This is a genomic window from Pseudoteredinibacter isoporae (genome assembly GCF_040372805.1).
GTDB classification, from domain to species: Bacteria; Pseudomonadota; Gammaproteobacteria; order Pseudomonadales; family Cellvibrionaceae; genus Pseudoteredinibacter; species Pseudoteredinibacter isoporae_A.
Genome location: NZ_BAABWJ010000001.1, coordinates 228,333 through 253,271, shown reverse-complemented (window position 1 = coordinate 253,271; position 24,939 = coordinate 228,333). Strand labels below are relative to the sequence as shown.

Here is a 24,939-nt window from a genome sequence, read left to right as displayed (position 1 = left end):
TATTTCAGTGGTTGGGGCTTTTCAGTCGAACTGGCCATTGTATGAAGCCGCAACAATTTGAGATGCAGAGATTAAGAGAAGGATTGGATATCAGTATGAGTATCACACCACAGCAAAGTGATTTATATGCCCTGCTGGAAGGGCGTTACAGTGTGCGGGGATTTACCGAACAAGTTATCGAGAAAGATCTCCTGGAAACTATCTTTCAAAAAGCACAACAGGCGCCTTCAAACTGCAATACCCAACCTTGGCAGGCCTATGTGATTTCCGGTGAACGCTGCCGTAGCTTTGCCAAGAGCTTGGCGGAGGCTGTGGTCAGTGGTGCGCCCTCTAAACCTGATTTTGATGTGACGCTGGGCTTTTTCGACGAGTATCGCCAGCGCCAGGTAGATTGCGCCTATGCTTTGTATGGTTCAATGGGAATCGAGCGAGGTGACAAGGCGGGGCGGGGCGCGGCAATGCTGCGTAATTACGATTTCTTCGGTGCACCTCATGTGGCATTTATTGCGATGCCAAAAAGCTTTGGTATTGTGAATGCATTGGATGTTGGGATTTACCTGCAAACCTTGAATTTGGTAATGGAATCATATGGTGTCAGCAGTTGTATTCAAGGCGCCTTGGCCTACTATCCAGATTTGGTTCGCAAAGAGTTGGGCTTGCCAGAAGATGACAGCATGCAGATTCTTTGTGGCATTTCTTTCGGCTATGAAGACACCCACCATGCCGCGAATAAAACCCGTACCGTTCGAGCCGAGTTGGCTGAGAACGTTGCTTTTTACGATTAATGTGAGCTTGGCATGATTATTAAACACGCCGATAAAATAGCTTCTCCGGAAGTCTTGCAAGGTGCTTTTGAGCAGCGCGGATATATTTGCAGTGACGCGATTGCCACGGCGGTCTACCTGGCTTGCCACCTGCAAAAGCCTATTCTGGTTGAAGGCCCTCCGGGAGTCGGTAAAACAGAACTGGCCAAAGTGACGGCTGAATATTTGGCCGCGCCTTTGATTCGCATGCAGTGCTATGAGGGTTTGGACGAGGCCAAAGCGCTGTATGAATGGAAGTATGGTAAGCAATTGCTGTATACCCAGGTGTTGAAAGATCAGCTGGGGGATGTGATGCGTGGGGCGAGAGGGTTGGATGAATCGGTTGAGCGCTTGCATTCCTTTGGCGATATTTTTTATTCCGAGCAGTTTTTGGAAACACGTCCTTTGTTGCAGGCTTTGCGCGAACCCGACGGTGCCGTGTTATTGATCGATGAAATCGACAAATCAGATCAGGAATTTGAAGCCTTTTTACTTGAACTGTTGTCGGACTATCAGGTTTCCATTCCTGAAATCGGTACTGTAAAAGCCAAAAGCAAACCGATTGTGTTTCTCACCAGTAACAACACTCGAGAGCTGGGTGATGCTTTGAAGCGACGTTGTTTACACTTGCATATTCCGTTTCCGGAAACCCATTTGGAAAATCAGATTATTGCCAGCCAAGTGCCTGATATGGACGAAAATCTGCGAGGGCAATTGGTCGATTTTGTCCATGAGTTGCGTCAGATGGCTCTGAAAAAAGTGCCCGCTATCAGTGAATCCATCGATTGGGCCAGAGCTTTGCTGTTGTTGAACGTCGATAATCTTGATGAAAAATGGGTGCGAGATACCTTGAGCCTGTTGTTGAAATATCAGGATGATATCGAGATTGTGGAGCCTGAGCTGCGCAAAATTATGAACCAGATTAACGCCTAGCTATTCATTCGACAGGTCTAAACCGTGCAGAAAGTGTTTGCAGATTTTATTCATACCTTGAGGCAGCAGGGAGTACCGGTCTCTCCAGCGGAAACTCTGGATGCATTAAAGGTGGCTGAACTTTTGGGGGTGCAGGAACGCCATCAATTGCGCCATGGATTGGGGTTGGTTCTTGCCAAAAACCAGCAGGATAAACAGACCTACGAACATTACTTCGATGAGTTTTTTAAATTTACCGAAGTCACACCCAGTACCAAAGGGGAGGATTCTGAAGGTGAAAAGGGCGAAGACGGTATTCACGAGCCTTCGGAGCCAAATCAGGACCTGTCAGCCAATGGTGACGGACCGAGCGATATTTCAAGCAGCTCCGGGCAGGGTGGTGGGGAGTCCGAAGACGCTGGTGAATCAGAAAGTGAATTGATGCTCTCGGGTGATTTGGCTGTTCAAGCGCAATCTCCCTTAGGGCAGATGCTTCAGGCCGGTGATGCTGCTGAGATTGCCATGGCGATTGCCCGTGCGGGACAGCAGGAGGGGGTTCAAAATATTCAGCTGTTTACTCAAAAGCCCCTGTTCAGTTATCGCATGATGAACCAAATGGGAAATGAGGCGCTGAATCAGGAGTTGCTTGAACTGGATGCCAGTAATGAGCTTGCCCAGCAACGTTTGGCGTCGCGTCTGCGTAATGCGCAGGCGCATTTGCAGGAACAGGTGCGCGATTATGTTGAACAGCAATATCTCTTGTATGCGGAAGCCAAGGGACAGCAATTGCGTGAGAATACCCTGCAGAAAGTAAAGCTCACCAATATCGACAATCACTATGCGCACCAAATGGCAGATTTGGTGCGCAAGGCGGCCAAACGTCTTGCCAGTTTGCACAGTCGTAAGCGTAAACTGCGTAAGCGCGGCTTGTTGGACGTGCGTAAGACCATTGCTGCCAATGCCGCTTATGACGGGGTGCTGTTTCATACGCGCTGGAAAACAACGGTTGTAGATCGCCCTAAGATTATGGTGATTTGCGATGTCAGTGGTTCGGTCAGTCGAGTAGCCCGGTTTTTGTTGTTGTTTGTTCACAGTTTGCAGGAAGTATTGCCTAGGACTCGATCTTTTGTCTTCTCTTCCGATATGGGCGAAGTGACGAATCTCTTCAAGGATCAAAGCCTTGAGGAAGCGTTGAGTGACATTATGACAACGTGGGCGAATCAGTCCACCAGTTACGATAAGGCTCTGGCTGATTTTTCCGAACAGGCATTGCAGGATGTTGATCAGAAAACCACGGTCATTATGTTGGGAGATGCGCGCAATAATAATGGCAATGGTCGAGCGGATATCTGGCAAAAAGTTTATCAACAGGCCGGTCGAGTGTTATGGTTAAACCCCGAGCATATTAATAGTTGGGATACCGGCGATTCCATTATGGCGAGTTACCGTCCCTACTGTTCGGAATTGCATTGTTGCAACTCTTTGCGTGACCTTGAACGCATTCTGGGTAACTTGTTAAAACACAGTTGAAGCAAGCGCCGTTGTTTCGCTACTTACGTCTTCGTTCTTGGTTCTTCTGATCTGCGGTTTACTGATACAGGTTTGAGATTTGAAAAAGCTATTGATCATTGTGGTTCTGGTGCTTCTCTATCAATTCAGAGAAGATATTTTCAGTTTCCACAGCCCGGCGCCGGAATACGCGGCCATGCACCAAGAGAAGGTTATTCTGTATGCCACGAGCTGGTGCGCTTATTGTGCAAAGACCCGAGAGTTTCTCGAGGCGAAGAATATTCCTTACCATGAATATGATGTCGAAGTTTCCAGTGAAGGCTATGAACAATTCAAAGCGCTGGGCGGGCGAGGTGTGCCATTGGTATTGGTTAACGGAAAGGTCATTAAAGGTTTCAACACGGATAGAATTTTGGCTTATCTCAAGTGAGAGATAGGGTGTAATGACAGAGAATCCGCATCGTTCATTTATGCTTCACGCTCTGGCACTGTCCCGCCAGGCTTTACCCGCTTGTTGCCCGAACCCTCCTGTTGCTTGTGTACTGGTGAACGAAGGAAAGATCGTGTCGCAAGGTTATACGCAGGCGATCGGCGGGAATCATGCCGAGGTAGAGGCCTTGAATGCCTACTCTGGTGATTACTCAAGTGTGACAGCGTATGTGACGTTAGAACCTTGTTCTTTTGTGGGGCGTACCGGTGCCTGTGCTCAGGCATTGATTGATGCCGGAATTCAAAAGCTTGTGGTTGCCATGCTGGACCCGGACCCGCGAAACAATGGCAAAGGTATTGCTATGTTGGAGGCTGCTGGAGTCTCGGTTGAACTCTCCTGTTGTGAACAGGAAGTGGCTGAATTTTTGTCCCCTTATCTGGGCCAGTCCTGAGGCCGTCTTTCTGAAAAGGCGGCTTATTCAGAAAGGCGGCTTTGGTTGTTGTGAGGCCTAGTAGAATTTCCTTAACACCTCTTCAATAGCGTCCATCAGTTCGCTGGATGTATTTGCTGAGGTGTGTTCCATGGGCAACGCTGCAAATTCACCCATATCATTATCGAAATAGTCACCGTTATGATGTTCAGCATCTTCTTCCAGAGCCATGCGCAAAATGGCTTTCGCACCAATGCCGATGTCATTACCTTTTACACCAAAACCTTCTTTTACCATCTTGCTGGCCAGCAAGGAGCCTGGGTTAAGGGCGAGCAGTTTCGGTGATGCCTTATTGAGTGTTCTCGCCAGGTACCGAGTCCATAGGCGTATCGCCAATTTGCTTTGGGCGTACGCTGTCATATCGTCAACTCGAGTTTTACCCAGCACTGCCTGAGTATCCACTTTTGCCTGTGCGGCCGAAGAAAGATTAATAACTCGCCCGGAGTGGCCCATTAAAGGCAACAGTTCGAGGGTGAGGTAATAGGGAGTGATCGTATTCACCACAAGACGAATGTCCAGGCCCTCGAGCGTTACCGTTACCGGGGTTTTGAGTACACCGGCATTATTGATGAGAACATCCAGAGTCTGATGATCTTTTTTTATGCGTTCGACCAAATGTTTGGCTTCCTGTGGGCAGGAAAGGTCGGCTTGATAGCTGTAAACCGAGCCATCGTTGCTCAACTCTGCCAGTATTTTCTCGGCTGCAGCTATTTTTTCCGGGTTTCGGCCGTGCAGAAGTATTTGATGGCCCAATGCAGCAAACATTTTTGCCGCCTCCAGGCCAATACCGTCAGTTGCGCCGGTAATTAGAATTTTTTTGCTCATAATGATGTCCTTATATATCGATAACCACTTTCCCCATCGTAGCACCACTTGCCAGTCGAGCGTGGGCTTGGCCAGCTTCGGTTAATGAAAAATGCTGTTCATCAACTATAGGGCGTAAAGCGCCGGCTTCGGCAATATTGCTTAGCTCGCGCAAAATATGGCTGTGTTGTTCGCGGTATTTATTGTGCAGCATTGGAATCAACATAAAGACGACGTGTAGAGACAAGCCTTTAAAGTGTGCTTCGCCGAGATCCAGTTCCGCCATGGCGACCGTCGTGACAACTTGGGCATTTAACGCTGCAGCGGAAAATGAATTCAGCATATTCAAACCGCCGACGGAATCAAACACCACATCAAAGCCATCACCTGAGGTGTGCTTGGTAACATAGTCCTCTACCGAATCGGTTTTATAGTTAATGCCAATGGCGCCGAGCTTCTCAATAAGTGCAAGCTGAGGTGCTCCGCCACCGGTTGAAAACACTTCGGCGCCCATATGTTTGGCAAGTTGCAGGGCAACATGACCGACACCGCCAGAGCCGCCATGTACCAGAACTTTTTGTTGCGAAGTTACACCGGCACGTTGTAAACCTTCATAGGCAGTGATGCCAACCAAGGGGAGTGCTGCGGCTTCACGCATGCTGAGGTTTTTGGCTTTGCGGGCGATAAGTCGAGCGTCGGCGACGATATATTCGGCCAGTGTGCCGGGCAAGTCTGCCAGGCCACCCGCGCAACCATAGACTTCGTCACCAGGTGAAAACTCGTCCACACCTTCTCCTACGGCTTCGACCGTACCGGCGAAATCCATTCCTAAAATGGCAGGAAGCGGAGGAGCAATAGGGAGTTCGGCGCCCATTGCCCGGATCATGGTATCCACAGTGTTGACGCTGGTAGCCGCTATATTCACCAGAACATGGCCTTCCTGTAGTTTGGGCTTACTGACTTCGGCAAGTTCAAAAACACCTTCATCGCCAAACTGTTGGATAATCATTGCTTTCATAGCGGGCTCCTCAATAATTGATGAGGGCAGTATATGGCTTGCTGCTTTTGTTGATAATATTCAATAATGTTTAATCACTTTATTGAATTTGTTGATAATCATGAATGTTGAGCATTTGCGACTGTTCGTTCGAATCGCGACAAGCCAAAATATCAGTCAGGCCGGTCACGAACTTGATTTGTCACCAGCCGTAGCCAGTGCCCACATCAATAAGCTGGAACAGGCTTTAGGTGTGCGCTTGATTCACCGTACGACTCGTAAGGTATCGCTCACCGAGGACGGCATTGCTTTTTTACCCCACGCTGAAGACGTTCTGGCCAGCGTGGACAGTGCTCGGGCGTCAGTTGGGGCCGGAACCGTCAGTCCAGGTGGCACCCTGCGAGTTGCTGCGCCAGCGTCATTTGGGCGTATGCACTTATTGCCGGCGATGGGAGAGTGGCTGGCGCTCTACCCGGATTTAAACGTTGATCTCAAACTGTCAGACACCATTGTCGATTTGGTTGAGGGCGGCTTTGATGTCGCCATAAGAAATTCGGAGCTAAAAGATTCCACTATGAATGCACGGAAGCTGGCGGCAGACAAACGTATTCTCTGTGCCTCGCCTGCCTATATTGAACAATACGGTGAACCCCGTCATCCCGATGAACTGCAAAAGCATCAATGTATTACCTTAATGGGCTTGGAAACCTGGAAGTTTCGGGGCGAAAAAAATGACATCACAATCAAGGCTAAAGGTCGTTTTCGAACGGATAATGGTGAGGCTGTGAGAGATGCTTGTGTGAACGGTTTGGGGCTCACAATTAATTCTACTTGGAGTGTGTATGAGCATTTAAAACGGGGAGAGCTGCAACCGCTCATGCAAGATTATCCTCTGCAGTCGCAAACTGCGATTTGGGCGGTGTACCCAAGTTCCCGTTTATTGGCGCCCAAGGTGCGGGTATTCATCGATTTTCTGGTCGAGCGCTTTTCGGGAACGCCTTACTGGGACCATCAATAAAAAAGCCAGAGCGAGGGGCTCTGGCTTTTTTATGTTGCGGTTTTGCTCATCAACTTATTTACCGTCGAACAAAGACCTTTATTCGATGGTGATTGAGCACATTACCAGCCGCACTGACGGCCTTTGTTTTGCTCGTCCAACCACACTTTCAGTGGTGCGAAGTAATCGATAATCGCGGAGGCATCCAACTCACGTTGACCGGTAACGGCTTGCATGGCGTCCTGCCATGGGCGGCTGGAACCCATCTCCATCATGGCCTTTAAGCTCTCGCCAACTTCTTTGTTGTTGTAAACCGAGCAGCGATGCAATGGGCCTTGATAGCCGGCTTTTTCACACAGAGCGCGATGGAACTGGAACTGCTGAATAAAGGCCAGGAAGTAGCGGGTGTAAGGCGTGTTGCCGGGCACGTGGTATTTGGCACCTGGATCAAAGTCTGCTTCGCTGCGTGCAACAGGAGGTGTAATGCCCTGATACTTTTCGCGCAGTTCCCACCAGCCTTTGTTGTAATCGGCCGGCTTCAGGTCACCGTTAAATACCTGCCAGCGCCATTTGTCCACCAATAAACCGAAAGGCAGGAAGGCAATTTTATCCAGTGCTTGTTGCATCAGGAAACCCAGGTCTTCAGATGCAGGTGGCTCTTTGTCGAGTAAACCGATTTGCACCAAATAGCTTGGCGTAATGGACAGGCCGACAACATCACCTAGGGCTTCATGGAAGCCATCATTGGCACTGCCACGGAATAGAATCGGTTGTTTGTTGTAAGCGCGCTGATAATAGTTGTGGCCCAGCTCATGGTGAATCGTTTGGAAGTCTTCGCCATTTTTCTGGATGCACATTTTGATGCGCAGATCGTCAACGTTATCCACATCCCAGGCACTGGCGTGACACACTACGTCGCGGTCGCGAGGCTTGGTAAACTGGGAGCGTTCCCAGAAGGTTTCGGGCAATTCTTCAAAACCTAATGAGCTGAAGAATGCTTCACCGGTTTTTACCATGTCCATTTCGCTCATGCCGGACTTTTCGATCAACTCCGTCAAGTCGTAGCTCTGCTCAACACCTTCGGGTTTAACCAGCTCGTAAATATTGCCCCAGGTCTGGGCCCACATATTGCCCAGCAGGTGCGCGGGAATTTTCCCGTCGGCTGGTACTACATCGCTGCCGTAGTGTTCACTCAGCTTGGTGCGAACATGGCACTGCAGAGAATCGTACAGCGGTTTTACTTTTTCCCATTGGGCGTCGGCATCGGCCGCGAAAGCATCGGGATCCATGTCGTAGTTGGAGCGCCACAATACGCTCAGGTTATCAAAGCCCAGGTCTTGGGCACCTTTGTTGGCGATGCTGACTTGTTCTTCATAAAGAGGGCGCATTGGTGGTGATACTTCACGCCAGCCTGCCCACAACTCTTTCAGCAATTCTGGGTCGCGTTGATTGGCAAAAACAGCGCTCATTTCACCTAAGTTGTAACAACGCTCATCGTTACAGTATTTCCCTTTGCCATACATGCCCTGCATTTTGGAACCAATTTCAGCAAGGCGTTTGGCCTGTGCTGGGTCGTTGGGGGCCGGGAAGCTCAGGGTGAGTTTCAGGGCGTCCATCTGGCGGCGGCTGGAGCTGTCCAATTCGACCTTATCGTAGCTGGCGGCCTCTTTGGCCAGCTTAACGCTCAGCAGGCTGAATTCGGTAGCCGCTTTGGCTTCCAGGTACTGCGAGTCGTCGTTGATGTAGGTGGCGGCAATCCAAGAGGCTCGGGCGTAGTCTTCCAGAGACTGACCTAATTCTTCGTTGGCCTTTTCCAGAAACGCTTTGGCCTGTTGGGCGGTTGGGGCCGCTGCTTGTTGATTTTCTTTTTGAACCGTTGTTTCGGTTGCCTGTTCGTTGCAGCCAAACAAGGCTAGCGCCGACACGCATGTTACGAGGGCTAATGGCTTCATAGTTATCTCCGCTTCTGGGCACTTAATCGGTAGAGCCCTAATTAGTTGAACCTTTAATTAAACGAATAATGCACGATAGCGCTCAGTTGTGAGGCGATATTGTTGTGGGATTACTGTGCTGTTCAGCTCAACAGAGTGCTAATCAGGATGAGCTGCGATATAACGGAGGTGTGAAGCGCTGCCAGCAAGCTTTATTTCTTGCTGTGCAGCTCTTTCATGGCATCGTTCCACTGTCCCTGTGCAGCTTGAGGCAGAACCTTGCTGGCGTCATAGATGGCGTCGTCGATGGCCTGGCGGTCGCTGCCGGAAGGGCGTTTGAGGACATAATTGGCGACTTCCTTGGCACTGCCAGGGTGGCCAATACCGAGTCGCAAGCGGGCGAAGTTGTTATTGTTACCCAGCGCCTTGATGATATCCCGCAGGCCGTTGTGGCCACCGTGACCGCCACCGATTTTCAGGCGGGCGACACCGGGGTCCATGTCCAGCTCATCGTGTGCCACCAGAATTTCTTCCGGTGAAATTTTAAAGAACTTGGCGATGGCGCTGACGGATTGGCCACTGCGATTCATAAAAGTTGTGGGCTTCAGCAGGCGAATGTCTTTGCCGTTAATGCTGATGCGGGCTGCCTCGCCATAAAATTTGCTTTCCGGGCTGAACTGACCGCCGTACTGGCGCAACAATTCATCCACGAAGTCCGCGCCGGCATTGTGGCGTGTGCCTTCGTATTCGCTGCCGGGGTTGCAGAGCCCGACAACCAGGCGAATGGGATTGTTCATAAGGTTCCTCGTGCTGTGGTCTTAGGCTTAGAAAGACCACCAGCGATATATCATCAAAATAACCAGCAGCAGAGAGACCAAGCTTGCCGGGTAGGTTTTGTGGCCAATGTCTTTACCTTGATTCACCATGTGGATCGAGTAGGCAATGGCGGCATTACTCAGGGCAAACATGGCGCCGAGAAACGCGCTGGTTTCCCGTTGTCCGCTTGATAACAGGCCAAACAGCGCGGCCAGAGCAATAAGCGAGCCGACGGCGCTGGCGATCAGAGCCAGATAGAAGGTGAAGCGTTTCATGGTGTTTGGCCGTGTTGTTTCATGCGGGCGGTAAATTCCCCAGCTAATGCGTTGGGAATGGGAAACGCCAGATTGTATTGTCGCAAGCGCCAGCCGTCTTTAGTCAGACTCAATACACCTGAGCCGCGTACTACGCCGTATTTTTCATTGTTGAGCAGTTCATCAAACCACGCCAACGTGCCGTCTGCACTGAGGATAATGTGACGTTCCTGTGCGGTGTAGAGCCAGCCGCGTCCTTTATTGAAGTAGGGCAGAGCGTAGGCCTTAAAGTCGGACTTGCTCCAGCGTTCGCTGGCATCGGTGCCCAAGTAGACCATGTCATCACTCATCAGCTCAAAATACGCTTGGCCGTTCGCTTCAGCAGCATATTGATGGAAGCGGTCCAGGGTGTTATTCACGGCTTGCTGGGCATCAGCCTGTGCGTAGGCAGTCAGGGTACAGCAACACAGTAGTAACAGTCTCAGCATCGTCGGTAGGCTCGAGTCGGTAAAAAATGCAGTCTATAAGAAACTTCTACGGGATCACAGTCGTTTGAGTGTGCCAGATCCGCTTTGGTGGTCGTGGGTATTTTTCGGGCAATAAAAAAGCCGGCAGAAGCCGGCTTTTTCGAAGAAAGAAAACGTAGTCGATTACTCGGCTGCTTCTTCTTCGCCACCTTCTTCTTCGTCAGCTGCGCTGCCCTTAGGCTTGTTAACAACAGCAACGGTCAGATCGTGATCGGAGCCATGGCTCAGAGCAACAGACTCAACACCTTTTGGCAGTTTCAGATCAGAGATGTGGATTACAGAACCGGCTTCCGCTTCTGCGAAGTCAACTTCGATGTACTCAGGCAGGTTGGCTGGCAAACAAGTGATTTCCAGTTCGGTCATGCTGTGAGCAACGGTGCAACCCTGCAGCTTAACCGCTTTGCAAGAGTCTTCGTTAATGAAGTGCAGTGGTACTGTCGTCTTCAGCTTCTTGGTTTTGGATACGCGCAGGAAGTCGGCGTGCATAACCAGAGCTTTTGATGGGTGACGCTGCAGATCTTTCAGAATGACATTCTCAGCTTTGCCATCGATGTCCAGCTCGATGATGTGAGAGTAAAACGCTTCGTTTTCCAGCTGCTTGATCAGCTCATTGTGAGCAATCGTGATGTTAGCTGGCTTTTTCTTACCACCGTAAACGATAGCAGGAACTTTGTTTTCCAGACGACGCAGGCGGCGGCTCGCACCTTTTCCCTGCAGGTCTCGGGCTTGGGCATTCAATTTAAAATCGTTAGACATGATTTTTCCTCATCTGTCTTCCGCTGCTCTCCGCGACCAGAATCGCAGCGGGGTTAATATACTCAGCGTATGCTGAGGTGTTGCTTGAGCAGGATGTTCTTAGCGGAACATCGCACTCAAAGATTCTTCGTTGGCCAGACGGCGCATGGCTTCAGCCAGCATGCCTGACAAGGTTAGCTGGCGCACCGTGCCCAGCTTTTCAATCTCGCTATTCAATGGAATAGAGTCAGCGACGACCATTTCATCGAGAATTGAATTGTTCAAATTCTTTAGTGCATTGCCTGACAGTACTGGGTGAGTACAGTAGGCAACAACTTTGGTTGCACCTTGCTCTTTCAAGGCCGCAGCGGCATTACACAAGGTGCCTGCAGTATCCACCATGTCGTCGACCAGCAAACAGGTACGACCGTCCACTTCACCAATCAGGTTCATCACCTCGGCGACGTTGGCGCTTGGGCGACGCTTATCGATAATGGCCAGGTCGACATCCAGCTGTTTCGCTACGGCTCGGGCGCGTACTACGCCGCCAATGTCTGGAGAAACCACCACCAGGTTTTCGTATTTCTGGCGATTGATGTCATCCAGCAAAACCGGGGAGGCGTAGACATTGTCCACTGGCACGTCAAAAAAGCCCTGGATCTGTTCTGCGTGCAGATCAACCGTCAATACTCGGTCAACGCCTACACCGACCATCATGTCGGCAACAACTTTGGCACTAATCGGTACTCGGGAAGATCGTACGCGACGATCCTGGCGAGCATAGCCAAAGTAGGGCACTACCGCTGTAATGCGGCCTGCAGAGGCGCGACGCAGTGCGTCCACCATGACGATCAACTCCATTAGGTTGTCGTTTGTGGGTGCGCAGGTCGACTGCACAACGAAAACTTCGCGTCCGCGTACATTCTCGTTAATCTCCACCGCGACTTCGCCATCGGAAAACTGACTGACTGTAGCGTCACCCAGAGGGATGCCCAGGCGGTTGACAATTTTCTTTGCTAATTCCGGGTTAGCGTTCCCGGTAAAAACCATTAAATCGGCCACGGTATTTCCTTAGCGTTGGTGTTCACGGTTAGTTTGCCCTGCTCTGTCTATTGGGCAAATTCAGGGGCGCGCATTCTACCTTGTTTTCGGGGGTGATTAAAGAGGGAATTGCTGGAAATTTGAGCGTTTATCAGGGAGATAAAAGATGGCTGGGGTGGAAGGATTCGAACCTTCGCATGACGGGATCAAAACCCGCTGCCTTACCGCTTGGCTACACCCCAGTAAAGGTGTTGAGCATTTAAAGTAGTGTCAGGATTGGCGATTCCTGAATGCCTCGGGCAACAAAGCCATCGAGATGTTCAGGTTTTTGCTTAAGTATCGCTTCAGCCGCTGTTTGATCAGCGAAGCTGGCGAAGACACAAGCGCCAGTTCCCGTCATTTTAGCTGGTGCGAATTGACTTAGCCAATTCAGCGTTTCAGCGACCTCAGGGTAGAGTGAGCTGACCAACTGCTGGCAGTCATTTTGACCACCCTGCTCAAGAAAGGCCGCTACTGTAATGGCCGAACTGTCTCTTGTCAAATTTTTATTTGAAAAAATTTCCGCGGTTGAAACATGGCTGTTTGGTGCCAACACGACATACCATTTCTCTTCTAATTCAATGGCTTGCAGTCGTTCGCCTACACCTTCAGCCCAGGCGCTTTGCCCGTTAATAAAGACGGGAACGTCAGCGCCGAGCCGTAAGCCCAGCTTGCATAATTCCGCTTTGCTTAAGCCGGTTTGCCACAGATGATTCAGTCCAACCAGCGTGGTGGCGGCATCGCTGCTGCCGCCTCCAATGCCGCCGCCTGCGGGTAGCCGCTTGTGCAAATGGATGTCCACGCCCTGTTGTTGCTTGTCGTGTTCCTGCAGCATTCGGGCGGCGCGATAGACCAGATTGCTTTCCATGGGAATGTCTGGAAAGTCGGGTGTCAGGAGAACTTGCTGGTCCTGGCGACGACGAAAGCTCAGTTGGTCACCGTGATCCAGTAGTTGAAACAGGGTTTGCAGTTCGTGGTAGCCATCGCTTCTGCGGCCCAGAATGTGCAAAAACAAGTTGAGTTTGGCGGGGGCGGGCAGCTCTAAGTCCCAGTGTTGCCGTGTATCCAATGTCTCTTTACCGCCCTATTGCCAGCGTTTAACCACAAGGGTGATGTGAATTTCGTCGCGCCGCAGCTTTATTTTTTCTGGCAGCGGGGTGCGGTGGCGGCTGTAACGTTGGTATTCAATATGCCAGCCATTTTGTTCGAGTTGTTGCAGCAAACCGTTCGACCATTCACCTTGATGGGGGGTTTCTGGGGCGGCGAGTCCTCGAACCCAATAGGGCATTTCCCGTTGTGGCAACGGCCAGCCCAAAGCCTCTTCGGCCTGTCGATTGGGGTCCTGGGCAGAGCTTTCATCGGCACCTTGTACTTGCAGTGTGTGCTGATCGCCGGTGATGGTCGTGCTGCCCTGACCGAGGGGGCCGCTGACTTGCAAGCGGAACTGATCGTTTTTCTGTTGCCAGTCGATGAAGCCTGAGCCGTTTTTTTGTGGGCTTTTCAGGCCAATTTTCCCTCGCAGCCGCCAGTTGCTTTGTTTGGCTAATTGCTCAAGGCGCGCGCTTTGTTCAACAGAGGTCTGTTGCTGAAGAGGAGCGTTGGCCTGATCAGGTTCAGTCTGTTGGTTAACATGGCTACAGGCGGCCAGATACGCACCGGCGCTGACTAAGCAGAATCGAAGCGATGGTTTTAGCATGTTTACTCCGACGTATTTGGGGGCTGGTTTGCCTTCAAACGTTGCATAACTTCCTGCAATATTCCACTGCCGGGGTTGAGCTTAAAGCCGGCTTGCCACACCGCTTCGGCTTCATCCTGACGGCCCATTTGCCAAAGTACTTCACCCAGGTGGGCGGCAATTTCATGGTCAGGGTAGGCTTCCATAGCGCGGCGCAAATGGCCTAAGGCGGGTTCAAGATTGCCGCGAAGATATTCTATCCAGCCCATGCTGTCGATAATGGCCGGGTCATTGGGGTTGAGGACGAAGGCACGGTGGATCAGCTCGAAGGCTTCGTCTTTTCGGTCGCTGCGAGTGGCCAAAGTGTAACCGAGTGCATTCAGTACGCTGGCATCGTCCGGTTTGTTTTGTAATATAGCGCGCAGATCGGCTTCCATCGCGGAGAGCTGATCCTGTTTTTCATAGCTCATCGCTCTTCCGTAAAGCAGATGGCGATTGCTAGGGTCTTGCGCCAGTGCTTTATTCAGCAGGGCAATGGACATATCGCTTTGGCCATACTTGTTAAAAGCTTCCACGGTCACCAGCAAGAAGCGTTGGGCCAGCTTGGGAAATTGTTTGGCCGAGCGCTCCAGCAAGGCAATGGCTTCGTCGCTTTGCCCTTGCTCGACGAGAAGGTCACTGCGAAAGACCCATGCGGGAAGGTAATTAGGATCGCCTGCTCGAACTTCGTCGAAGTAGCCCATGGCGACATGAGGTTGCTGGCGGTTCATGGCGATGCGGCCAAGGTAATAGTTCGCCATGGAGTAGCTGTGTTCTTTATCCAGCAACAGGCTGAACTGCTCCTCGGCGGGGTTGATTTTGCCCAGCTCGTAAAGCACCAGCGCATAAGCCAGTTGCAGCTCGGTATCCTTGGGGTAATCTCGATAAAGGCCGGCAAACTCGCTTTCGGCTGCGGCGAGATCGACATTGGCCATCAGGCGGGCGTATTGCACGCGCAGGCGTTTGTTCTCAGGTTGCTCCTTTAAGAGTGCCTCCAACCGGGATTTTGCTTCCAGAGTGCGCTTCAATCTTTGCAGGGCTTTGACTTCAACAATGGCGGCACTGGTGTAGTTCGGGTCTTGTGCGAGTGCGCGTTGGGCCAGCGCCAGAGATTGATCTGGAGCCTGTTGTTGCAGCAAGATGGCCAGGGCGGTAAGTAACTCGGTGTCTTCCCCCTCTTCTTCCAGCCAAGATTGAATCAGCTCGGCCATGATGCCGAGATTGGCACCTTCACTGTTGCTGGCCTGGCTGGCGATGGTCAAATGCAGGGCTTGATTGCCTCGTTGTTCCAGCTTGCGGGAATATTCCAGTGCTTCGACAAAACGTTTGGCGTTGATCAGTTCGGTTGTCGCAATAAACAGTGCTTCTTCACTATTGGGGTCAAGTTCGCTCCACAGCATGGCTGCTTCAAGGGCGGCTTGGGGCTTGCGCAGTTGGCGTGCAATCTTGGCACTGTGCATGGCCAATCCGGTATCGCGGGTCTGTTGGGCCTGTTCCAGATAGTTGTCCAGAGCAATATCGGTGTTGCCGCGCCGCCCGGCAAATTCGGCGACTAACAATGAGTACAGGGTGTCCTGTGCGAAGGGGCGCTCGGGAATGGGTTCGGCGGGCTGTTCTTCGACTTTCTCTACAACGGGTTCCGGCTCGGGCTGGGGTTGCTGGCTGCAGGCGGCGAGGCCCAGGCTGATGAGGCCGGCAATAACGCTATATTGTGTTCTCACTACTTATGCTCGTATTCGGCCTCGGAGTCTGGTGACGGAGGCTTGTGACAGTTATTGCTCTACTATAGCAACATAGTACCTCGGCAATATAGTACCTTGGCAATATAGTACCTCGGAGCACTAATCTGGATGAGTTCTAATGGCTTATATTGGCGGGGAGTTTATATCGCAGTAGCCTTGCGGCTGGCTTTAAGGGACAATAGCGGGCTGTTTTAGCCGATAATTCCCCGTTCTTAAGGTCGATATGCTGCTTGCTCTAGGCATTAATCACAACACTGCGCCCGTTGATATTCGCGAGCGTGTGGCCTTTGCGCCAGACCGGGTTGCCGAAGCTCTGCAAGCCATGTGTGATGCCCTCTCCATCGAAGAGGCAGCGGTTCTGTCGACCTGTAATCGTACCGAGTTGTATACCTGGGGCGAGATTCACAGCGCTGATGTTTTGCGGTGGTTGGGTGAATTTCATGAATTATCCCACAGCGCACTGGAGCCTTATCACTACGCCTTAAGCAATGCCCAGGCCATTGAGCATATGATGCGAGTGGCCGCAGGATTGGACTCCCTGGTACTGGGTGAACCGCAAATTCTAGGGCAGATGAAAAGTGCGTATTCTGATGCTACCGACGCCGGCACGGTAGGGCGCGGATTGCACTACAGCTTTCAGCAAATCTTTAACGTTGCCAAGCGGGTACGCAGTGAAACCGAGATTGGTGCCAACCCGGTGTCGGTTGCTTTTGCTGCCGTGAGTCTGGCCCAGCAAATCTTTTCCGATTTAAAAGAAGACACCGCCTTGTTGATAGGGGCGGGTGAAACCATCGAGCTTGTTGCCAGGCACTTGCACAATAATGGCATCAAGCATCTCATTGTGGCGAATCGTACTTTGGAGCGAGCTCAGCTCTTAACGGATGAGCTTAATGGCGAAGCCATTTTGTTGTCTGATATTCCTGAGCAATTGCCGCGTGCGGATATTGTGATTTCATCGACGGCCAGTCAGTTGCCATTGTTGGGTAAAGGCGCTGTTGAAGCCGCCTTGAAAAAACGCAAACACAAACCCATGTTTATGGTGGATATTGCGGTGCCGCGAGATATCGAAACCCAGGTCGATGAGCTGGATGATGTCTATCTCTATACCGTGGATGATTTGCGTGCGGTGATCGATGAGAGCCGGAAGTCCCGTGAAGAAGCGGCTAAAAAAGCGGAATTGATTGTTGCGGAAGGCGTGGCACAGTATCAGGCGGAAATGCGGGCGCTTGAAGCGGTGTCAACCATTAAAGCTTACCGCCAGCAGGCTGAGCATTTGCGCGATAAAGAGTTGGATAAAGCCTTGCGGGCTTTGGAGTCCGGTGCTGATGCCGCACAGACCATGACTCAGTTGGCGCGAGCGTTAACAAATAAACTAATTCATTCTCCTACGACAAAACTCAAACAGGCCAGTGCTGATGGCCGAGCTGAAGTGATTGATATTTCCCAGGAATTGCTGGGGATCGATTTGTCCAAGGAACCATCCAAACCACATTAGCTGTCTGGCATTGTGGCGACGGGCGCAAAGCAGAACCATTTGCTGCGCCAGCAGAATACCCTGAGAGTTTAGCGACATTATGAAACAGTCTATTTTAGATAAATTGGATCACTTGCAAGATCGATACGAAGAGGTCGGTGCGCTATTGAGTGATGGTGAAGTGATTGCTGACCAGAATCGTTTTCGCGAGTTGTCGAAAGAGTATGCGGAAATTGAGCCGGTGGTGAAATGTTATGGCGGCTACACCACCATTCTTGACGATATTGAGGAAGCAAAATTACTGTTGAAAGACGGTGATGCCGATATGCGAGAAATGGCTCAGGAGGAGTTGAAGGATGCGGAGTCTCAATTAGAGCCGATGGAACTGGAGCTGCAAAAATTATTACTGCCCAAAGATCCGAATGACGATAAAAACGTGTTCTTGGAAATTCGTGCGGGAACCGGTGGTGATGAAGCAGCCATTTTTTCTGGCGACCTGTTTCGAATGTACAGCAAATACGCCGAGACCCGGGGTTGGCGCGTTGAGATTATGAGCCAGAGCGATGGTGATCATGGCGGCTACAAGGAAGTCATTACTCGTATCTCAGGTCAGGGGGTGTATTCCCAGCTGAAGTTTGAGTCCGGTGCCCATCGGGTTCAGCGTGTACCGGAAACCGAATCCCAGGGGCGAGTCCACACCTCAGCTTGTACAGTGGCAGTCATGCCTGAGGCGGACGAAACCGAAGAGGTCAATATTAATAAAGCGGATTTGCGCATTGATACCTTCCGGGCATCGGGCGCTGGCGGCCAGCACGTGAACAAAACGGACTCGGCGATTCGTATTACTCACATTCCAACGGGTGTGGTCGTTGAGTGTCAGGATGAGCGTTCTCAACATAAGAACAAAGCTCGTGCTATGTCCCTGTTGGCGGCACGCCTGAACAATGCACAGGCGGAAAAAGCGGCTCAGGAAATTGCCGATGAGCGCCGTAATTTGGTGGGCAGCGGTGATCGTTCTGAGCGAATTCGTACTTATAATTATCCGCAAGGGCGGGTAACGGATCATCGCATCAACTTGACACTGTACAAGTTGGCGGAGGTGATGGAGGGGCGTTTGGATGATGTTGTGCAGCCGCTGGTGAACGAATATCAGGCCGATCAACTGGCGGCCTTGGCTGAATAAACAGGCAGGGTGCCTTCGGTGATTACAATCGCCAGTCTTTTAAAAAGCGCTCGTGATGAGTTGAGTGCGACACAGAGCGACACGGTTCAGTTGGATGCTGAGTTGCTGTTGTGTCACAGCTTGCAATGCGAGCGCAGTTATCTTTTTACCTGGCCCGAAAAACCGCTCGACGACAAGAGTGTTCAGGCTTTTCGGGAGCTGCTGGTTCGCCGCCTCAATGGAGAGCCGGTTGCCCATATTATCGGTCGACGTGATTTTTGGGATTTGCAGTTAGCGGTGAATAACAGCACGCTGATTCCGCGTCCGGATACCGAAACGCTGGTTGAAGAGGCGCTGGCTTTTTTTCCTAAGGGCGTCGACAGCGTTTTGGATTTGGGTACCGGTACCGGAGCCATTGCATTGGCTTTGGCAAGTGAGTGGCCGACTTGTCATGTGGTGGGGGTGGATAGCAGCCCAGCGGCGGTTGCTTTAGCAGAGCAGAATCGCCGAACCAATCGAATTGAGAATGTCGAGTTTATTCAGAGTTGTTGGTATGAGAGCCTGGCTGACGACTCTTGCTTTCAATTGATTGTCAGCAACCCCCCTTATATTGATGAGTCAGATCCACATTTGCAGCAGGGTGATGTGCGTTTCGAGCCACGCTCTGCTTTGGTGGCTGCTGACCAGGGGATGGCTGATTTGGATGTTATTATTCAGCAGGCCCCTGACTATCTGAAGGCAGGGGGATGTTTGATGTTGGAGCATGGCTATCAACAAGCAAGTGATGTTCGAAAGGCCTTGCTTGCTCGTGGTTTTGGTGCGGTTGGCAGTCAAAACGATTTGGCCGGGAATGAGCGCATCAGCTTTGGCCGTTGGTCCTGAAGGTCCGATCCTGATTTAGTGTTGTAACGCCTCGGAAGCGATTGCCTATGAAAGACGAGCAGCTATTACGTTACAGTCGGCATATTCTTTTGCCTGAGATTGATATCGCCGGACAACAAAAAATATTGGCCTCCCATGTGGCAATTGTCGGTTTGGGTGGTCTTGGCTCTCCGGCAGCAATGTATCTCGCGGCTTCAGGGGTGGGCACGCTGACCTTGATCGATTTTGATTCGGTAGAGCTCAGCAACCTGCAGCGTCAGATCATACATACCAACGACAGCATCGGCTGCGCTAAAGTGGATTCTGCGGCTGAGCGAATCGCCTCACTGAATAGCGATGTGCAACTGCATACGGTGGCAAAGCAATTATCGCCCTCTGAGCTTCATGCCTGTTTTGATTCGGTTGATCTGGTTTTGGATTGCACAGATCGTTTCTCTTCTCGCTTCGCCATTAATCAAGCTTGCTTGCATACAGGCACGCCTTGGTTGTCGGCGGCGGCAATCGGGATGGATGGGCAGTTGCTTGGTTTTGCTCCGGCTCAGCAGGGGACGCCATGCTACGCCTGTTTATACGATGACGATGGTGACGAAGGTCGGAGCTGTTCGGAGGAGGGGGTGCTGTCTCCGTTATTGGGGGTCGTTGGCAGCTTGCAGGCTACTATGGCCTTGCGTTGGTTGGTAGAAGGACCGGTTAATGTGGGTGAGTTGATGAGATTTGATGCTCGGGTTTTTTCCTGGCAACACTTGCGCTTACCTGCCAAGTCGACGTGTTCCGTGTGTGCCCAGTAAATTTGAAAATATAGGCGGCCGTGTCAGGGCGCTAGCTTGCGAATAGCATCAAGTTGATGAATCAGAATGCGTCCACTGCTGCGCCCAATCCAGCCTTGATCCCGCCAGGGTTTTAATTCTCTCTGCACGCTCTGACGTGTCACACCGAGCATATTACCGATATCGGTTTGTGACAGAGGAATGTTAATGCTGATGCCGTCTTCCTCTTCCTTGCCGTGGCGTTCAGCGGCATCGATAATTAAATGCGCCAGGCGTTGCTTCAAGCTGGCCTGGGACAGAGCTTCAACCTGATTCAGCAGGTTGGCGATAATCATGCACAACTTTTGGGTCAGGCGAGTGAATATTTCCGGGTGTGCCTGGCTTAATTCGTTGAAATCGCTGTGGTTCAGGCTGCGCACAATGGTTTTTCCGCGAGCCAGAGCGTTGAAGCCGCGAGTGGGGTCTTTTGCCAGCAGTGGAATCTCGCCAAAGCATTCGCCTGGTCCGTGAAAGGTGGCCAGGTATTCTTCACCTTCTTTATTACTGCGTTTTAAAACAATTAACCCGCTTTCAACCTGATATAAGGCTTTGGCCTGGTCACCGGGTTGGTACAGAGGTTCGCCACTGTTGAGTTGTCGGCGTTCCATGCGTTGATAGATTTTTTCTTGAATATCGGGAGAGAGTTCCTCAACCCAGTCGTGGCCGCGATGAAAGTGGGACATGCTTATTCCTCATCGGGACGACGTAAACCAACGGTCAGGATGGTGCTCATGGCCTTGCCGTTGCGAATAAAATCGATATTGATTTGACTGCCTGGGCGAAGGCGATTGATGTATTGATTCAGGTTGGTGTTGTTCACCGACAGGGGGATGTCGTTAATGCCGGTAATGAAGTCGAAGGCTCGCAGGCCTGCTTGCTCAGCGGGGCTGTTTACTGACACCTGGGTGACGATAATGCCTTCATTGGTTTGGAGTTTGAGATCTCTCGCGACATCCTGAGAAATCAAATCTGCAGAAAACCCCAGCCAGCCGCGCACTACGTAACCGTATTCGACGATGTCTTCCAGTGCCTGCATGGCATAGTCAGCGGGAATGGCAAAACTGATGCCGGTAGCTTTGCTGTTGTTCAGGATGGCCGTGCTGATGCCAACCAGATTGCCATAGGCGTCAATCAGGGCGCCGCCGGAGTTGCCGGGGTTTACGGCGGCATCGGTTTGAAAGAAATACGTGTAAGGGCTGAATTGCTGCAGGCCTCGATCGGTGGCACTGATGATGCCCTGGCTCACGGTCTGGCCAACACCCCATGGGTTGCCAATGGCCAGTACCACATCACCAATCTGCATTTCTTCTGAGCGCCTGGCCTGTAGAGGTTTCAGGTTTTCCCTTGGTACTTTTAATACTGCCAGGTCGCTTTTCGGATCTGTACCGACAAGTTCGGCAAACTCAATGCTGCCATCGGAGAACTGCACCAGAATTTCATGGGCGTTGTCGATAACATGGTAGTTGGTGAGAATGTAACCATCACTGCTGGCGACCACACCGGAACCCAGAGGGTTGTTATTGTTGATGTCACTGTATTGTTGGAACAGGGGATTGTTGAGCAGGGGGTGATCAGGGAAATTGCGTTTCTGGCTGGTGCTGATGTTGACCACGCCTGGTGCGGCAATTCGAACGGCTCGGGAATATGAAACGGGGCCTTGCTGTTCGCTTGTTGGTTGGCTGATGTGTAAAAAGCCGGGTTCGCGCAGCTGAGGGAACAGGAAGAGCAGGGCCAGCGCAATGATGACGCCTGCAAAAACCGGTAGGCCAACAAAATCCAGCAATTTTTTCAACGTTGCCTTCCCCCGTGGCCTGATTGATTTAGGCTTTTTCTTCTTCTTTGGCTTCGCTTTCTTCCGGCTCAGCTGTGCCGTGTTTCTCAAGGCCGAAGTCTTCGCTCAGGGTGCCCTTGTCGCCTGGGTTTTTCGGGGCCCAGTCTTTAGGTTGTTCCTGAAGTTCGCCCATGGCCTGACTTTCCAGTGCCGGTTGGCTGGTGCCAGCTTCCAGAATCTGGCGGCTGATATCCGGGTTGGACAGTTTTAGGGCGCTGTTAGCCAAGTGCTCATGCACGGCTTTGTAGCTCTGGTTCATGTTGTTAACCAGATCGGCGGTTTCAGCAAAGTGCTCCGCCACTTCGTGTTGGTAGTCGCGTTGCTCTTCTTTCAATTGCTCCAGCTCTTCTTTCAGCGTTTCGGTGGCTTTGCTTTGGGGGCTGGTGCTACGGCCAATGGCTAGGCCTATAATGCCGCCGGCAAGCAGCATGCCGACAGCAACAATAATCAGGTGGCTCAGGTCGAACTCGGTCACAGATGGTCTCCTTAACATACATCACTAGCTAGGCGGCTTATATTCCGCCTAGCTAGGACCCGTTGATGGTAATTTGTTTCCCGCAGAGGTATTTAAATTAGTATCAACCGATCCTGACTTCTATTATATAGGATAAATGGCTACTGTGTGGATTTGGACTTTGGTGGCATGGCTCGCGCTTGCTTCTCGGGGGGCGGCTGGGTAAAGTGGCGCGGTTTTGCTATCGCCCTCTGGATAAATTTATGAGCAGCCCTATCGAACGCTATCAGCGTGACTTACAGAGAGAAGACTTTCGCCATGATCCGGCTCAGGCGATGGCGGTGGATCACCTCCAGGATTTGTATGAGCGCCTGACCACTGACGGGGCGGGGGCGTCCAGTCCAGGTTTTATCTCGCGCTTGTTGGGTCGAAAAGAGGCCCCTAAAAAGCCGGAGCGAGGTTTGTACTTCTGGGGGGGCGTTGGGCGCGGCAAAACCTACCTGATGGACAATTTTTACGAATCCCTCCCCTTTAGCAATAAAATGCGTGTGCACTTTCACCGGTTTATGCGCCGGGTGCATCAAGAGTTGAAAACTCTGCCGGGTGAGAAGAACCCTCTGGATATCGTGGCTACTCGTCTGGCGAAAGAAGCCAGGGTGATTTGCTTTGATGAATTTTTTGTTTCCGATATCACCGATGCGATGATTCTCGGGAATTTGATGCAGGGTTTGTTTTCCCGAGGTGTGACTCTGGTGGCCACTTCCAACATCGTTCCGGATGGCTTATATAAAGATGGTCTGCAGCGAGCTCGCTTTTTGCCCGCAATAGCAATGCTCAATGAGCATACGCTGGTTGTCAATGTGGATGGTGGCGTGGATTATCGTCTGCGCGCACTTGAGCAGGCGGAGTTGTTCCATCACCCGCTGGATGAGGAGGCTGATATCAGCCTGCAGCGAAGTTTTGAGGGGCTGGCGCCAGATTTGGAGGAGGCGCGCGCCAATGTGCCGCTGGAAATTGAAGGGCGCGAGATCATGGCCCGGTTCGAGTCTGAAGATGTGGTCTGGTTTGATTTTATGGCGCTTTGTGATGGCCCTCGTTCACAGAATGACTACATTGAATTGGCCCGTGAGTATCACGCGGTCTTGTTGTCCGATGTGCCTCAGTTGGGTCGTGATACCGACGATCAGGCCAGGCGCTTCATTAGTCTGGTTGACGAGTTCTATGACCGAAGTGTAAAGCTGATTATCTCCTGTGAGGTGCCCCTGGAGCAGATTTACGCGGGAGGGCGCTTGAGCTTTGAGTTTGACCGCACTGTCAGTCGACTGCTTGAAATGCAAAGTCACGATTACCTGGCCTTAGCCCATAAGCCCTAGGCTCAGCTTGCCTACTGCTGATGGCCTCGAATTCCTTGTAGAAGGCCTTTGGTGTTGCTGGACTCTGCCTAGCTGCCGAGTCCTCTAAAAGGTGCTTGCTTTTTGTGCAGGGCCGCTATAGAATCCGCGCTCCATTTTTGTGGCTAACTGGTTTGCCCTTTGCAAACAGGCGCCGCAAACCCTAATCCTAAAAGGCAGATACAACATGAAGACTTACAATGCCAAGCCCGAAACCGTCCAGCGTGACTGGTACGTGATCGATGCTGAAGGTAAGACCCTGGGCCGTATGGCCGTGGCGATTGCCGACCGCCTGCGCGGTAAAAACAAGCCTGAGTACACTCCACACGTTGACACCGGTGACTACATCGTTGTGATTAACGCTGAGAAAGTACATGTTACCGGCAACAAGGCTAAAAATAAGATCTACCACAGCCACACCGGCTACCCTGGTGGTCTGAAATCAATCAGCTTCGAAAAGCTGATTGAGAAAGCTCCTGAGCGCACTATCCAGAGCGCTGTTAAGGGCATGCTGCCAAAAGGTCCTTTGGGCCGAGCTATGTTCAGCAAGCTGAAAGTGTACGCTGGTACCGAGCATCCCCATGCTGCACAGCAACCAAAAGAACTGGACGTATAAGGAATAAAGACAATGGCAGCTACTCAATACTACGGCACTGGCCGTCGCAAAACTTCCACTGCTCGTGTTTTTATTGCCCAGGGCACTGGTAAAATCTCCATCAATGGTCGCTCTATTGATGACTACTTCGGTCGTGAAGTGGCTCGCATGATCGTGCGTCAGCCTCTAGAAGCAACCGACAACGTTGAAGCTTTTGATGTTACTGTTACCGTTAAAGGTGGTGGTAGCTTCGGTCAGGCGGGTGCTATCCGTCACGGTCTGACTCGCGCGTTGATGTCTTATGACGAAGGCCTGCGCCCAACTCTGCGTGAAGCCGGTTACGTTACTCGCGATTCTCGTGAAGTTGAGCGTAAGAAGGTTGGTCTGCGCAAAGCACGTAAGAAGCCACAGTTCTCCAAGCGTTAATCGCTGGCCGAATTGGCTTTCGAAATACCCAGGCTGTTATGGTCTGGGTATTTTTTTGCCTGAATTTTTTCGAATTGCATCTATGCTTAGGATGCGGTGGCGGCTGCCGAGTGATGATTGCGTTGCTGCTGCGGGATAAATGACATCCCTGTGGGGCGGGGCATGATATAAGTCATC

Annotated in this window: 27 protein-coding genes and 1 tRNA gene; 13 read left to right on the top strand and 15 right to left on the bottom strand. The window is 51.4% G+C overall.

Annotated features, from left to right (window positions below):
* Positions 1-95: 95 nt before the first annotated feature.
* The 5 genes from ABWW03_RS01205 (at position 96) to ABWW03_RS01185 (ending at position 4,105) form a co-directional block, all read left to right on the top strand.
* Positions 96-785, top strand: a complete 690-nt coding sequence (locus ABWW03_RS01205; RefSeq protein ID WP_353405855.1) for a nitroreductase — start codon at positions 96-98, stop codon at positions 783-785.
* 12 nt (positions 786-797) lie between these two features.
* A complete protein-coding gene (locus ABWW03_RS01200) occupies positions 798-1,736 on the top strand; it encodes an AAA family ATPase (RefSeq protein ID WP_353405854.1) in 939 nt (312 codons plus the stop codon).
* 24 nt (positions 1,737-1,760) lie between these two features.
* Positions 1,761-3,245 (top strand): VWA domain-containing protein, encoded by a 1,485-nt coding sequence (locus tag ABWW03_RS01195; protein WP_353405853.1) that lies wholly within the window; start codon positions 1,761-1,763, stop codon positions 3,243-3,245.
* A gap of 79 nt (positions 3,246-3,324) precedes the next feature.
* A complete protein-coding gene (locus ABWW03_RS01190; protein WP_353405852.1) occupies positions 3,325-3,654 on the top strand; it encodes a glutaredoxin family protein in 330 nt (109 codons plus the stop codon).
* 13 nt (positions 3,655-3,667) lie between these two features.
* Positions 3,668-4,105 carry a bifunctional diaminohydroxyphosphoribosylaminopyrimidine deaminase/5-amino-6-(5-phosphoribosylamino)uracil reductase RibD gene (locus tag ABWW03_RS01185; protein WP_353405851.1) on the top strand — a complete coding sequence of 146 codons (438 nt, stop codon included), beginning with the start codon at positions 3,668-3,670 and terminating at the stop codon, positions 4,103-4,105.
* Positions 4,106-4,162: 57 nt separating this feature from the next.
* Here the strand turns inward: ABWW03_RS01185 and ABWW03_RS01180 are convergent, their stop codons facing one another.
* Both ABWW03_RS01180 and ABWW03_RS01175 read right to left on the bottom strand, forming a co-directional pair.
* Complete coding sequence (locus ABWW03_RS01180) at positions 4,163-4,969, bottom strand: SDR family NAD(P)-dependent oxidoreductase (RefSeq protein ID WP_353405850.1); 807 nt, start codon at positions 4,967-4,969, stop codon at positions 4,163-4,165.
* 10 nt (positions 4,970-4,979) lie between these two features.
* Complete coding sequence (locus tag ABWW03_RS01175; RefSeq protein WP_353405849.1) at positions 4,980-5,966, bottom strand: zinc-dependent alcohol dehydrogenase family protein; 987 nt, start codon at positions 5,964-5,966, stop codon at positions 4,980-4,982.
* Between the two features lie 100 nt (positions 5,967-6,066).
* On the opposite strand from ABWW03_RS01175, the gene ABWW03_RS01170 reads away from it, so the two are divergent.
* Positions 6,067-6,963: a LysR family transcriptional regulator gene (locus ABWW03_RS01170; protein ID WP_353405848.1), complete on the top strand. Its 897-nt coding sequence runs from the start codon at positions 6,067-6,069 to the stop codon at positions 6,961-6,963.
* Positions 6,964-7,064: 101 nt separating this feature from the next.
* On the opposite strand, the gene ABWW03_RS01165 is transcribed toward ABWW03_RS01170, so the two are convergent.
* The 10 genes from ABWW03_RS01165 to ABWW03_RS01120 all read right to left on the bottom strand — a co-directional run bounded on the left by ABWW03_RS01165 (position 7,065) and on the right by ABWW03_RS01120 (position 15,720).
* Entirely contained in the window at positions 7,065-8,894 is a 1,830-nt protein-coding gene (locus tag ABWW03_RS01165) for a M2 family metallopeptidase (RefSeq protein WP_353405847.1), read from the bottom strand.
* 191 nt (positions 8,895-9,085) lie between these two features.
* Entirely contained in the window at positions 9,086-9,670 is a 585-nt protein-coding gene (pth, locus tag ABWW03_RS01160) for an aminoacyl-tRNA hydrolase (RefSeq protein WP_353405846.1), read from the bottom strand.
* A gap of 27 nt (positions 9,671-9,697) precedes the next feature.
* Entirely contained in the window at positions 9,698-9,964 is a 267-nt protein-coding gene (locus ABWW03_RS01155) for a hypothetical protein (protein ID WP_353405845.1), read from the bottom strand.
* On the bottom strand, positions 9,961-10,431 hold the full coding sequence (locus tag ABWW03_RS01150) for a nuclear transport factor 2 family protein (RefSeq protein ID WP_353405844.1): 471 nt from the start codon (positions 10,429-10,431) through the stop codon (positions 9,961-9,963). Before ABWW03_RS01150 ends, ABWW03_RS01155 begins: the two co-directional genes overlap by 4 nt.
* 162 nt (positions 10,432-10,593) lie before the next feature.
* Positions 10,594-11,226 (bottom strand): 50S ribosomal protein L25/general stress protein Ctc, encoded by a 633-nt coding sequence (locus tag ABWW03_RS01145; protein WP_353405843.1) that lies wholly within the window; start codon positions 11,224-11,226, stop codon positions 10,594-10,596.
* A gap of 99 nt (positions 11,227-11,325) precedes the next feature.
* Positions 11,326-12,255, bottom strand: a complete 930-nt coding sequence (locus ABWW03_RS01140; protein ID WP_353407106.1) for a ribose-phosphate pyrophosphokinase — start codon at positions 12,253-12,255, stop codon at positions 11,326-11,328.
* A 158-nt stretch (positions 12,256-12,413) separates the two neighbouring features.
* Positions 12,414-12,488: transfer RNA gene (locus ABWW03_RS01135), tRNA-Gln, on the bottom strand.
* Between the two features lie 17 nt (positions 12,489-12,505).
* Positions 12,506-13,354, bottom strand: a complete 849-nt coding sequence (gene ispE, locus ABWW03_RS01130) for a 4-(cytidine 5'-diphospho)-2-C-methyl-D-erythritol kinase (protein WP_353405842.1) — start codon at positions 13,352-13,354, stop codon at positions 12,506-12,508.
* Between the two features lie 15 nt (positions 13,355-13,369).
* Positions 13,370-13,981, bottom strand: a complete 612-nt coding sequence (gene lolB, locus ABWW03_RS01125; RefSeq protein ID WP_353405841.1) for a lipoprotein insertase outer membrane protein LolB — start codon at positions 13,979-13,981, stop codon at positions 13,370-13,372.
* A 2-nt stretch (positions 13,982-13,983) separates the two neighbouring features.
* The gene (locus ABWW03_RS01120) at positions 13,984-15,720 is read right to left on the bottom strand and encodes a tetratricopeptide repeat protein (protein WP_353405840.1); all 1,737 of its coding nucleotides are present in this window, start codon (positions 15,718-15,720) and stop codon (positions 13,984-13,986) included.
* Between the two features lie 244 nt (positions 15,721-15,964).
* On the opposite strand from ABWW03_RS01120, the gene hemA reads away from it, so the two are divergent.
* The 4 genes from hemA to ABWW03_RS01100 all read left to right on the top strand — a co-directional run bounded on the left by hemA (position 15,965) and on the right by ABWW03_RS01100 (position 20,047).
* On the top strand, positions 15,965-17,236 hold the full coding sequence (gene hemA, locus ABWW03_RS01115; protein ID WP_353405839.1) for a glutamyl-tRNA reductase: 1,272 nt from the start codon (positions 15,965-15,967) through the stop codon (positions 17,234-17,236).
* A gap of 79 nt (positions 17,237-17,315) precedes the next feature.
* Positions 17,316-18,398 (top strand): peptide chain release factor 1, encoded by a 1,083-nt coding sequence (gene prfA, locus ABWW03_RS01110; protein ID WP_353405838.1) that lies wholly within the window; start codon positions 17,316-17,318, stop codon positions 18,396-18,398.
* 18 nt (positions 18,399-18,416) lie between these two features.
* Entirely contained in the window at positions 18,417-19,259 is an 843-nt protein-coding gene (prmC, locus tag ABWW03_RS01105) for a peptide chain release factor N(5)-glutamine methyltransferase (protein WP_353405837.1), read from the top strand.
* A 47-nt stretch (positions 19,260-19,306) separates the two neighbouring features.
* Entirely contained in the window at positions 19,307-20,047 is a 741-nt protein-coding gene (locus tag ABWW03_RS01100; protein WP_353405836.1) for a HesA/MoeB/ThiF family protein, read from the top strand.
* A 23-nt stretch (positions 20,048-20,070) separates the two neighbouring features.
* Here the strand turns inward: ABWW03_RS01100 and ABWW03_RS01095 are convergent, their stop codons facing one another.
* Genes ABWW03_RS01095 through ABWW03_RS01085 form a run of 3 tightly spaced genes read right to left on the bottom strand, consistent with a single transcriptional unit; the run spans position 20,071 to position 22,371 of the window.
* Positions 20,071-20,748 carry a Crp/Fnr family transcriptional regulator gene (locus ABWW03_RS01095; protein WP_353405835.1) on the bottom strand — a complete coding sequence of 226 codons (678 nt, stop codon included), beginning with the start codon at positions 20,746-20,748 and terminating at the stop codon, positions 20,071-20,073.
* A 2-nt stretch (positions 20,749-20,750) separates the two neighbouring features.
* Positions 20,751-21,857: a S1C family serine protease gene (locus ABWW03_RS01090; RefSeq protein ID WP_353405834.1), complete on the bottom strand. Its 1,107-nt coding sequence runs from the start codon at positions 21,855-21,857 to the stop codon at positions 20,751-20,753.
* Positions 21,858-21,885: 28 nt separating this feature from the next.
* Positions 21,886-22,371 carry a YhcB family protein gene (locus ABWW03_RS01085; RefSeq protein ID WP_353405833.1) on the bottom strand — a complete coding sequence of 162 codons (486 nt, stop codon included), beginning with the start codon at positions 22,369-22,371 and terminating at the stop codon, positions 21,886-21,888.
* A 242-nt stretch (positions 22,372-22,613) separates the two neighbouring features.
* Between ABWW03_RS01085 and zapE the strand changes: the two genes are divergently transcribed.
* The 3 genes from zapE (at position 22,614) to rpsI (ending at position 24,762) form a co-directional block, all read left to right on the top strand.
* Positions 22,614-23,723 carry a cell division protein ZapE gene (gene zapE, locus ABWW03_RS01080; RefSeq protein WP_353405832.1) on the top strand — a complete coding sequence of 370 codons (1,110 nt, stop codon included), beginning with the start codon at positions 22,614-22,616 and terminating at the stop codon, positions 23,721-23,723.
* Positions 23,724-23,928: 205 nt separating this feature from the next.
* Complete coding sequence (rplM, locus tag ABWW03_RS01075) at positions 23,929-24,357, top strand: 50S ribosomal protein L13 (protein WP_353405831.1); 429 nt, start codon at positions 23,929-23,931, stop codon at positions 24,355-24,357.
* Positions 24,358-24,369: 12 nt separating this feature from the next.
* A complete protein-coding gene (gene rpsI / locus ABWW03_RS01070; protein ID WP_353405830.1) occupies positions 24,370-24,762 on the top strand; it encodes a 30S ribosomal protein S9 in 393 nt (130 codons plus the stop codon).
* Positions 24,763-24,939 lie beyond the last annotated feature (177 nt).

Coding starts and splice junctions, on each gene's coding strand:
- zapE (WP_353405832.1), top strand. CDS start 22,614: ATGAGCAGCCCTATCGAACGCTATCAGCGTGACTTACAGAGAGAAGAC.
- ABWW03_RS01140 (WP_353407106.1), bottom strand. CDS start 12,255: ATGGTTTTTACCGGGAACGCTAACCCGGAATTAGCAAAGAAAATTGTC.
- lolB (WP_353405841.1), bottom strand. CDS start 13,981: ATGCTAAAACCATCGCTTCGATTCTGCTTAGTCAGCGCCGGTGCGTAT.
- ABWW03_RS01155 (WP_353405845.1), bottom strand. CDS start 9,964: ATGAAACGCTTCACCTTCTATCTGGCTCTGATCGCCAGCGCCGTCGGC.
- prfA (WP_353405838.1), top strand. CDS start 17,316: ATGAAACAGTCTATTTTAGATAAATTGGATCACTTGCAAGATCGATAC.
- rpsI (WP_353405830.1), top strand. CDS start 24,370: ATGGCAGCTACTCAATACTACGGCACTGGCCGTCGCAAAACTTCCACT.
- ABWW03_RS01180 (WP_353405850.1), bottom strand. CDS start 4,969: ATGAGCAAAAAAATTCTAATTACCGGCGCAACTGACGGTATTGGCCTG.
- ABWW03_RS01145 (WP_353405843.1), bottom strand. CDS start 11,226: ATGTCTAACGATTTTAAATTGAATGCCCAAGCCCGAGACCTGCAGGGA.
- rplM (WP_353405831.1), top strand. CDS start 23,929: ATGAAGACTTACAATGCCAAGCCCGAAACCGTCCAGCGTGACTGGTAC.
- ABWW03_RS01185 (WP_353405851.1), top strand. CDS start 3,668: ATGACAGAGAATCCGCATCGTTCATTTATGCTTCACGCTCTGGCACTG.
- ABWW03_RS01175 (WP_353405849.1), bottom strand. CDS start 5,966: ATGAAAGCAATGATTATCCAACAGTTTGGCGATGAAGGTGTTTTTGAA.
- ABWW03_RS01170 (WP_353405848.1), top strand. CDS start 6,067: ATGAATGTTGAGCATTTGCGACTGTTCGTTCGAATCGCGACAAGCCAA.
- ABWW03_RS01100 (WP_353405836.1), top strand. CDS start 19,307: ATGAAAGACGAGCAGCTATTACGTTACAGTCGGCATATTCTTTTGCCT.
- pth (WP_353405846.1), bottom strand. CDS start 9,670: ATGAACAATCCCATTCGCCTGGTTGTCGGGCTCTGCAACCCCGGCAGC.
- ABWW03_RS01150 (WP_353405844.1), bottom strand. CDS start 10,431: ATGCTGAGACTGTTACTACTGTGTTGCTGTACCCTGACTGCCTACGCA.
- ABWW03_RS01165 (WP_353405847.1), bottom strand. CDS start 8,894: ATGAAGCCATTAGCCCTCGTAACATGCGTGTCGGCGCTAGCCTTGTTT.
- ABWW03_RS01200 (WP_353405854.1), top strand. CDS start 798: ATGATTATTAAACACGCCGATAAAATAGCTTCTCCGGAAGTCTTGCAA.
- ABWW03_RS01095 (WP_353405835.1), bottom strand. CDS start 20,748: ATGTCCCACTTTCATCGCGGCCACGACTGGGTTGAGGAACTCTCTCCC.
- ABWW03_RS01205 (WP_353405855.1), top strand. CDS start 96: ATGAGTATCACACCACAGCAAAGTGATTTATATGCCCTGCTGGAAGGG.
- hemA (WP_353405839.1), top strand. CDS start 15,965: ATGCTGCTTGCTCTAGGCATTAATCACAACACTGCGCCCGTTGATATT.